The organism is Bathymodiolus heckerae thiotrophic gill symbiont (assembly GCF_900128515.1).
GTDB lineage: Bacteria > Pseudomonadota > Gammaproteobacteria > PS1 > Pseudothioglobaceae > Thioglobus_A.
Window position 1 is genome coordinate 1 of sequence record NZ_FQTP01000061.1, and the last position, 8914, is coordinate 8914.

Annotated in this window: 7 protein-coding genes and 2 pseudogenes; 8 read left to right on the top strand and 1 reads right to left on the bottom strand. The window is 39.6% G+C overall.

Going from position 1 to position 8914, the window contains the following annotated elements:
• Positions 1-451: 451 nt before the first annotated feature.
• From BTHERMOSOX_RS07800 to brxL, 8 genes and pseudogenes are all read left to right on the top strand, one after another.
• Positions 452-1300 (top strand): annotated as a pseudogene (locus tag BTHERMOSOX_RS07800) (hypothetical protein); the annotation flags it as partial.
• Entirely contained in the window at positions 1300-2172 is an 873-nt protein-coding gene (locus BTHERMOSOX_RS07805) for an SIR2 family protein (RefSeq protein ID WP_138120528.1), read from the top strand. The pseudogene BTHERMOSOX_RS07800 and the gene BTHERMOSOX_RS07805, both read left to right, overlap by 1 nt.
• A gap of 115 nt (positions 2173-2287) precedes the next feature.
• Positions 2288-2536, top strand: a complete 249-nt coding sequence (locus BTHERMOSOX_RS07810) for a hypothetical protein (RefSeq protein WP_138120529.1) — start codon at positions 2288-2290, stop codon at positions 2534-2536.
• Positions 2533-3003: a PIN domain-containing protein gene (locus BTHERMOSOX_RS07815; protein ID WP_138120530.1), complete on the top strand. Its 471-nt coding sequence runs from the start codon at positions 2533-2535 to the stop codon at positions 3001-3003. The genes BTHERMOSOX_RS07810 and BTHERMOSOX_RS07815 overlap by 4 nt, the downstream gene beginning before the upstream one ends.
• 172 nt (positions 3004-3175) lie before the next feature.
• The gene (locus BTHERMOSOX_RS07820; protein ID WP_171004697.1) at positions 3176-3418 is read left to right on the top strand and encodes a DUF2442 domain-containing protein; all 243 of its coding nucleotides are present in this window, start codon (positions 3176-3178) and stop codon (positions 3416-3418) included.
• Positions 3419-3546: 128 nt separating this feature from the next.
• Positions 3547-3690, top strand: a pseudogene (locus tag BTHERMOSOX_RS12000) (Fic family protein); the annotation flags it as partial.
• An 18-nt stretch (positions 3691-3708) separates the two neighbouring features.
• Positions 3709-6282 carry a BREX-1 system phosphatase PglZ type A gene (pglZ, locus tag BTHERMOSOX_RS07825; protein WP_138120534.1) on the top strand — a complete coding sequence of 858 codons (2574 nt, stop codon included), beginning with the start codon at positions 3709-3711 and terminating at the stop codon, positions 6280-6282.
• Positions 6282-8354: a protease Lon-related BREX system protein BrxL gene (gene brxL, locus BTHERMOSOX_RS07830; protein ID WP_138120532.1), complete on the top strand. Its 2073-nt coding sequence runs from the start codon at positions 6282-6284 to the stop codon at positions 8352-8354. The genes pglZ and brxL overlap by 1 nt, the downstream gene beginning before the upstream one ends.
• Positions 8355-8519: 165 nt before the next feature.
• Here the strand turns inward: brxL and BTHERMOSOX_RS07835 are convergent, their stop codons facing one another.
• Entirely contained in the window at positions 8520-8819 is a 300-nt protein-coding gene (locus BTHERMOSOX_RS07835; RefSeq protein WP_138120533.1) for a hypothetical protein, read from the bottom strand.
• Between the last annotated feature and the right edge of the window lie 95 nt (positions 8820-8914).

Genomic DNA, 8914 nt, shown 5'->3' on the forward strand with positions numbered 1-8914 from the left:
TCATCAGGAGTCCTGAGGCAAATAAAGTCTCTGTTAGAGACCGAATATATGGCTGCAATCTTGTTCACTGTTGATATCACCAAAATTTGAAAACTTGGCTTGCAATAATTGAGGAGTCCATATATGGGTTAACGATAGCGTAACCCAGCAAAGCGAAGCCAAAAATGCTGGGTTACGTGATAAAGCCGCTAACCCAGTCGATGCTATGGATTCATTGGCTGAACGGTATGCACAATGGCAAGCCCAAAACCGTGCAACCATCACCGAAATGCAAAGCCTCGAACAAGAAAACAACCGCTTGTTTATTGATGCCTATGGCTTACAAGGCGAACTCACCCCTGATGTGCCTTTAGAGCAGATTACCTTAACCGTCAATCCCAAATACCGTTATGGCGGCAAGCTATCCGAGGCTGCCCTAGAAAACCGCTTTCAATCCGATACCCTCGCCGAACTCATCAGCTACGCTATCGGCTGCATGATGGGGCGGTATCGCCTAGATAAAGCAGGCTTAATCTACGCCCACGCAGGCAATAAAGACTTCAACACAATCTATGACTCCCAAGCAGAACCTGTAGGTTGGGTTAGCGATAGCGTAACCCAACAAATCGAAGCCACAAATGATGGCTTACGCGATAAAGCCGCTAGCCCAAGCGACGCTGAAAATCCTTTCCTACCCGATAACGACGGAATAATCCCGCTAACCGACCAAGAATGGTTCGCCGACGATGCCACTCTACGTTTTGCCGAGTTTGTGCGTGCCGCATGGGGAGAAGAAAATCAACAACAAAACTTAGACTTCATCGCGGAAAGCCTAGGTTTATACGCGATAAAACTCAAAAACAGCGAAACCAGCTTAGACGCAATCCGCCGTTATCTATCCACCCAATTCTATAAAGACCACCTAAAAACCTACAAAAAACGCCCGATTTATTGGCTATTCAGCTCAGGTAAACAAAAAGCCTTTGAATGCCTCGTGTACCTACACCGCTACAACGAAAGCACTTTATCTCGCATGCGCACCGAATACGTCACCCCGTTATTAGGCAAATACGAATCTTCCGCCATGGTGTTACAAAAACAAATCGAAGAAGCCAGCAGCACCGCCGAAGCCAATCGCCATAAAAAATCCCTCACGGCATTAGAGAAAAAACAAACCGAACTCAGCGAATTTGACGATAAACTAAAACACGCCGCCGATATGCGTATTAGCTTAGATTTAGATGATGGCGTTAAGGTTAATTACGGTAAGTTTGGGGATTTGTTAGCGGATGTGAAAGCTGTGACGGGGAAGAAGGCCTAATGGCTAGAATCTTGTTTATAGGTAATGGGCTCAATTTGGTATCTGACGGTGGTGCTAGCTGGAATTCGTTATTAAATAGACTAGCTGGTGATGCCAAAACGCAGCATGAAGAAATGGTACGCAAAGCAAAGCCATTTACTCTTTGGTTTGAAGAAATTAAAAATAGCTCAAAAAAACGTAACTTGAATGAGCTTGTCTCAGAATCATTGGTGAAGGAGCTATCATCAAATAAGCACCATGTGGATGTAATGGAGTTAGGTTTCCAACATATTCTTACTACTAATTATGACTACAGCCTCGAAGAGGCAACTGGAGCAGAATGGAAACTTAATAAGCCTGCACAAGAAACTACCTATAGTTTATTTAGGCGGTATAGTTTGGGAGATCGGCATATATGGCATATACATGGAGATATAGGTGCTAAAAACAGTATTATGCTCGGGCATGAGCAATATTCAAAGTATATACAAAAAATACGAAACTTCCTGACAATTGGAGTAAGTACAAAAGTAAAAGAAAGGAATGGTAGGGCGTATCTATCAAAATATAGTGGAAAGAAGGTAAAAACAAAGGGTGATGTCGAAACTTGGGTTGATTTATTTCTTGAGCATGACGTTCATATTGTAGGGTTTAGTTTTGACTATACGGAAAATCACCTCTGGAATTTGCTTATGGAAAAACAAAAGCTAAGAAAAAAAGGAGTTCTTGTGGGGCAAACTATATTTCACCGGTGTTCGGATACTAAACAGTCTGTTGATGATGAAGCAAAGCTATCAATTTTATCTGCGTTTGGTGTAGAAATTGTTGATCATACATATAGTTCTTTTTCGGAAGCGTATGATAAATGTATTCAATCACTTTCGCTGGAGTAAAGTTTATCATTATAGCGTCAAAAACTGAGCACTAAGCACCATACCTGAGATAAAAAATACAGAGCATGGGAATGATAAAAACATTGATTACTAACAAAATATAAAAGGCTGATTTATGTTAATAGAATTACAAGCTGAATTAGATGACGTTATACAACCCCTAGGCCATCATGCGGTTGAGTTTTTTTTGGCAGCGAGTTTGTACCACGCTAGAAAAGTAAGTTTTGCTAGTGCTGCCCATATTGCAGGTTTAAGCTTTGAGGGTTTTCGCTATCGATTGGAAGAGCATTTTGATAAAGCTTATATCGTAGCGGATGAAAGTGTACTTGAGGATGTTGAAACGATAGATAATTTAGCATCATGAATATTGTTTTAAATACCAGTCCGGTTATTTTTCTGGGTAAAGTTCAATGTTTAGATGACTTGATACAGTGTGTTGATAAAATCAGCGTGCCGCAGCAGGTGATTAATGAATTGGGCGATGAGCATTTACCCGATGGTATTCAGATAAAAACTTTGTCCGTTACAAGTTCAGCTTATGTACAAGGTGCGTTGGGGCGATTACATGAAGGTGAGTTAGCGGCAATGGCTTTAGCACAAGAATTATCGGCAGATTTTGTTGTTTTAGATGATTTATTAGCTCGGAAAAAAGCACAGCAGTTAGGGCTTAAAATCATTGGAACGGTGGGTTTATTGCTATTAATGAATAAGCGGAATCGATTAACGGCTGAGCAAGTTTGGCAGCATTTAACAGCGCTTACGCAAGAGCATGGCATGTATTTATCTCCTGCACTGATGGCAACAGTTAAACAAAAATTGTTTATGGTCTAGTTTATACGCGCGATGCTAGTGAGTGAATGCTTTATTAAGGTTGGCCGTTGTTTTTGCTATGGAGCTTTGCTAGAAAAGGGTATTTGTTGATGGTTAAGTACCGTAGATTGGGGGATGTAGGAACCCCAACAATTTATTGAGTATGGCAGCGATTAAACAAAAGGATAATAAAATGAAGCTGATAAATATCGAAGTAAGAGATGATTATATTTTACGCCTTTATTTAGATGATGATTCTGTTGTGGATTTTGATGTAAAGGCTGAGTTGGAGCGTATTCCTTGTTATAAACCACTTTATGATCAGGCTTTATTTAACACTGTTCAGTTTAAAAATAAGCGTGTTTATTGGAATGATCAGTGTGATTTCCATTTAGACCAGATATTAGAGCGTGGGCATTGGGTAAAAACGCATTGATACAAACAATGAATTACCGAGTTATGAGAAGTTTGTGGTTGATGTAAAGGATGAGCGGCCAGAGTCACAGCCAGAGTTAGCTAAAAAAAGGCCCACTTGGAGGCCCAGTCAATTATTTAGAATTAAAGACAAAAACCGGTGCTTTTAAACGTACTATGAAAGGTTTATTAGAGCAAAAAATGATTGAGTATATGCTTCCTGATAAACCAACTAGTCGTTTACAGAAGTATCGTTTAACAAGTGTAGGTCTTGCATTAAGCAAAACTATTTAAAAAAATGGATCAACAGTGATGCAAATAGAACAACTTCAAAAAGGCATTGAAGCCAAGTTTAAACAAAGCCGTTTGGTGTTTTGGTATGACTCTGAACAGAGCTTTTCAGAAGAGATACCTGCCATTAGAATTGCGGGCGTTAGCTTGTTGGATATGTCGGATGTGTCGGTCTTTGAAATTAAAAAGCGCATTGAATTGGATGAGCCGTCTCAGCAATTTTTGCTGTATTTTCCGTATGCAGAACCTGAAGCAGAACGTGATTGCTTGTTAGATATTCGTTTATACAGTGAGCAGTTTTTTGCGGATGCCAGTTCTATGTTGTTAAATGAATTGGGCATACCTAAGATGGCTTTGCGGGGCCATATACGTCAACGACAGGCTTTTTTTGGTAATAAACAGCGTATGACTGCTTTAAAACGTTTTGTTACCGAGAACGAAGATGAGGCCTCTTTAGATCGTAAGATGATTGCTGTGTTAACGAAATCTGATTCTGCTTCTTTAACGGATATTTTATTGCGGCTATTGGATGACTATGCAAAATCTGTTGCTGAGGGTAGCGATAAAATCAGTTTAGTTGATTTGTTAGATAAATTTGAACTAAGCGATGCCTTATGGAAAGAACTAGGCGCACAGTTTTCTTATGCCAACAGTCAGCCTTCCTTCGTTGATTTTGTTATGAAATTATTTTGTACTGATCTCTGGAGTCAAATTGAGTCAGGTGATCGTGATTGGTTGTTGAATCATGTTTTAAAAACAGGGGCAGGGAAAGCAACGGCATTAGCCTTTATGAGCAGTTGGCGAGATAGCCGTAGCTTTGCTGGAGCACATGATGTGCTAGCGGAAATGATAAGTGGTCAATTGGAAGTTGCATCACGTTGTAAAGATTATCAGCCTATTCAGTTATTGGAATGCGAAACCTTTGAAGCCATTGATAAAATTATTATTCGAGGCTTGGTTCATGATTTGTTGGATGTCAGTCAGCGTTTAGATCGGGTGCAATTTGAACGTATTTTATCGCGGCGTTTAGTCAGTCATTGGTGTTTGTCTCGTCCTGAATATAAGGCACTTTATGAGGCTTTACGTCAGGCTGAGAAGTTATTATATTTACGTCAGCAGTTTGTTGATGGTTTCTATTTTGATTCTGCTCAAGCAATGTATAGCGCTTATACCGATGAGCTTTATTTATTTGATCAAGCTTATCGTTTATTTAATGAAAATGTCGCTGCTGTTTTAAGTAAAGGGGCGGATATTTTACGTGAATTAGATGAGGCGATAGAAAACCTTTATACGCATTGGTATTGTTATGCATTAGGTTTAGCGTGGGATCGTTTATTAGAAAATGAACAGACTTTAGAGCAATGGAAATTAAGAGGTGTACCGGCACAACAAGATTTTTATAGTAAACAAGTGGCTATTCCTCTGAAAGGGAAGCAATTAAAACGTGTTTTCGTGATTATCTCTGATGCCTTACGTTATGAAGTCGCACATGAACTTGCTTTTAGTATTAACCGTGAGAAACGTTTTAAAGCAAGCTTAGCATCTCAGTTAGGTGTATTACCCAGTTATACTCAATTAGGTATGGCCGCCTTGTTACCGCATAAAAAACTATCCTATGGAGCAGGACAAAATGCAGTTGTTTTGGCGGATGGAGAATCGACCCAAGGTTTAGATAATAGAAATGCTATTTTAGCTAAGGTAAAAGGCATGGCAGTCAGCTCTAAAACCTTAATGAACTGGAGTAACGAGGAAGGACGTGAGCAGGTACGAGATGCAGAGGTGGTTTATATTTATCACGATACCATTGATGCCATCGGCGATAAATTAGCAACGGAAGAAAAAACCTTTGAAGCCTGCCGCGATGCGATTAATGAATTGAAAAATTTAGTGGGGCGGGTGATTAATCGTTTAAATGGAAGTCGGGTTTTAGTCACGGCGGATCATGGTTTTCTATTTCAACAAAAAGCCTTATCTGCAGCGGATAAAACGGTTCTTCCTGTACAGCCTACAGGCACTATTGAGGCAAAGAAGCGCTATATTCTTGGAGATAATTTAGCGCCTAATGAGAGCTGCTGGAAAGGGACGATTGCAGGTACGGAGTTTTTAATTCCTAAAGGCGCACAGCGATTTCACTTTATGGGGGGAGCTCGATTTGTACATGGTGGTGCAATGTTGCAGGAAATCTGCGTGCCGGTCATGACTATTAGTGCTTTGCGTGGTGAAAAAATGCAGAAAAACGAAAAGCAGCCGGTGGGTATCGTGGTTAAGAATCAGCCTATTAAAGTAGTCAATAATATTGATAAAATCAGCTTTATTCAAACGGATGCTGTAGGTGAACAATTTATTCCAAGGCAAGTCGATATTTTTATTATTAATAGCGATGGCCAAGAAGTGTCTAGTCGTGAGACTTTAAAGTTTGATAGTCAAAGTAGTTCTATGGATGAGCGTACCCGTGATGCACGTTTAAAATTAATCGGTTCACAATTTGATCGCCATGCGTCCTATACCTTAGTATTAGAAAACAGCACAACACAAACACGTTACAGCCAATATGCGGTAACGATTGATTTAGCCTTTAGCGATGACTTTTTCTAATGAGTAATGAATTGATGAATGAAAATACTGATCCTGAAAATAACCCCAGTGAAGATTTAGATACACTACTCAACCGTTATTTTAAAGGGCGTGTGGTTAGAAAGGATTTAACTAAGCAGCTAAAAGAAGGGGTGAATGTTCCTGTGTATGTTTTGGAATATTTGCTGGGAATGTATTGTGCTTCAGATGATGAGGAAGTGGTCAGTGAGGGGCTGGAAAATGTTAAAAAGGTTTTAGCCGAAAACTATGTGCGTCCTGATGAAGCGGAAAAGGTGAAGTCACTTATTCGGGAGCGTGGGACTTATAAAGTGATTGATAAAGTCAGTGTAAAGCTGAATGAGTCTAAAGATATTTACGAGGCTAATTTATCAAACTTAGGGCTTAGTAATGCGTATGTTCCCGTTAATATAGTAAAAGAAAACGAGAAGTTATTTACGGGCGGGATATGGTGCATTATCACTTTGCAGCACTTCTTTGAAGAAGGGCAGAAATCATCTCCTTTTTCGATTATGTCGTTAAAGGCTATCCAAATGCCTAATATGGATATGGATGAACTCTTTACCGCGCGTGAGAAATTTACCACTTTAGAGTGGATGGATTTGGTTTTAAGATCCATCGGTATGGAGCCTGCTAATTTAGAGTTGCGGGCAAAATGGCATCTTTTAGCCCGCATGATTCCCTTTGTGGAAAATAACTATAACGTGTGTGAGCTAGGCCCAAGAGGAACAGGGAAGAGCCATGTGTACAAAGAATGCTCGCCTAATAGTTTGTTAGTTTCAGGCGGACAGACAACGGTTGCTAATCTTTTTTACAATATGAGTAGCCGTAAAGTTGGGCTAGTCGGCATGTGGGATGTGGTGGCGTTTGATGAAGTGGCTGGCATTAACTTTCATGATAATGATGGGATTCAAATTATGAAAGATTACATGGCTTCGGGATCCTTTTCCAGAGGTCGTGATTCTATTGAGGCCAGTGCATCGATGGTGTTTATCGGTAATATCAATCAAAGCGTAGAGACCTTGGTAAAAACCAGTCACTTGTTATCGCCCTTTCCTGCGGCAATGATTGATACCGCTTTTTTTGATCGCTTCCATGCCTATATTCCTGGATGGGAAATCCCTAAAATGCGTCCTGAGTTTTTTACGAATCGCTATGGATTGATTACTGATTACTTGGCTGAATATATGCGAGAAATGCGCAAGCGTAATTTTGCGGATGCCATTGATCAATATTTCAAATTAGGTAATAACTTAAATCAACGTGATGTGATTGCCGTTAGACGTACTACATCAGGACTCTTAAAATTACTACACCCGAGTAGTCAATTTGAGAAGGAAGATGTCAGAGAATGCTTGGTTTATGCTTTAGAAGTCAGGCGTCGAATTAAAGAGCAATTAAAGAAAATTGGTGGCATGGAATTTTACGATGTTCACTTTAGCTATCTTGATAATGAATCATTAGAAGAATTCTTTGTTAATGTACCTGAGCAAGGCGGTAGTAAGCTTATTCCTGAAGGATTGGAAAACCCTGGTGTTGTGCATTTAGTGACAAAAGGCAATACAGGCTTGCTTGGATTGTACCGATTTGAAACACAGATGATGTCAGGGAATGGAAAGCATACTTCAACAGGTTTTGGTTCTAGCACGGTTGCAAGAGAAGCGATTAGAGTTGGTTTTGATTATTTTAAAGGCAACTTAAGTCGAATTACCCAAGCGGATAAATTCTCTGAATTTGAATTTCACCTGCATATTGTTGAATTACACAATTCAGGTGCCAGTACACAAACCAGCTTAGCCGCCTTTATCGCCTTTTGTTCTGTGCTAATGAAAAGGCCCATTCAAGAGAAAATGGTGGTTTTAGGTAATATGACCTTAGGAGGCGCGGTTAACCCTGTAGAAGACCTAGCTGACAGTATGCAAATGGCAATGGACAGTGGCGCAACAAAGATATTATTGCCAATGTCATCCGCATCAGATATACCAACGGTACCCGCCGAGTTATTTGCTAAATTCCAGATCAGTTTTTATGCTGACCCTGTTGATGCGGCTTATAAAGCATTGGGTGTGCAGTAAGGGGTTGTGATGATAATGGTCATCATATTTGATGTGGATACACTATTTAGTGAGTTAAACTTTAATTTTTAACTCCTAAATAGTGTATCCCACAATGACTAAGAAGAAGCTAAATACATATACCCTCCTTTTCTCTTGCACCACTAAACCACCTACTTTATAAAACTAACGAATCTCTTCTAACATACTTTCAAATAAACTCGATTTAACCCGATGATAATTTTGAATGCTATTATCGTTTAACTTTACTTCCTCAAATAGATTTGATATATCTTCACTCGTTTTCTCACCAGAAATCAACTTTGCATTATAAAAAGAACTATATAGGGCATTATTAGGAAGGATAATCACTGCAGGTGAGTCTTCATTCGGCACATCAACTGCAGGTGGGTTCTTACTTACTATAAATTCATCTAAATTAGCAAGAAATTGAGTCTTTCTGCATAAAGGTACCAAACGCGACATAGGATTCTGATTATTTCTGTGGTCTGATGATTTCTATGCTTTTCGGAGGAAAATGGCGATAAAAAGTTGTTCTTCCTATACCTAGTGTTTTGATG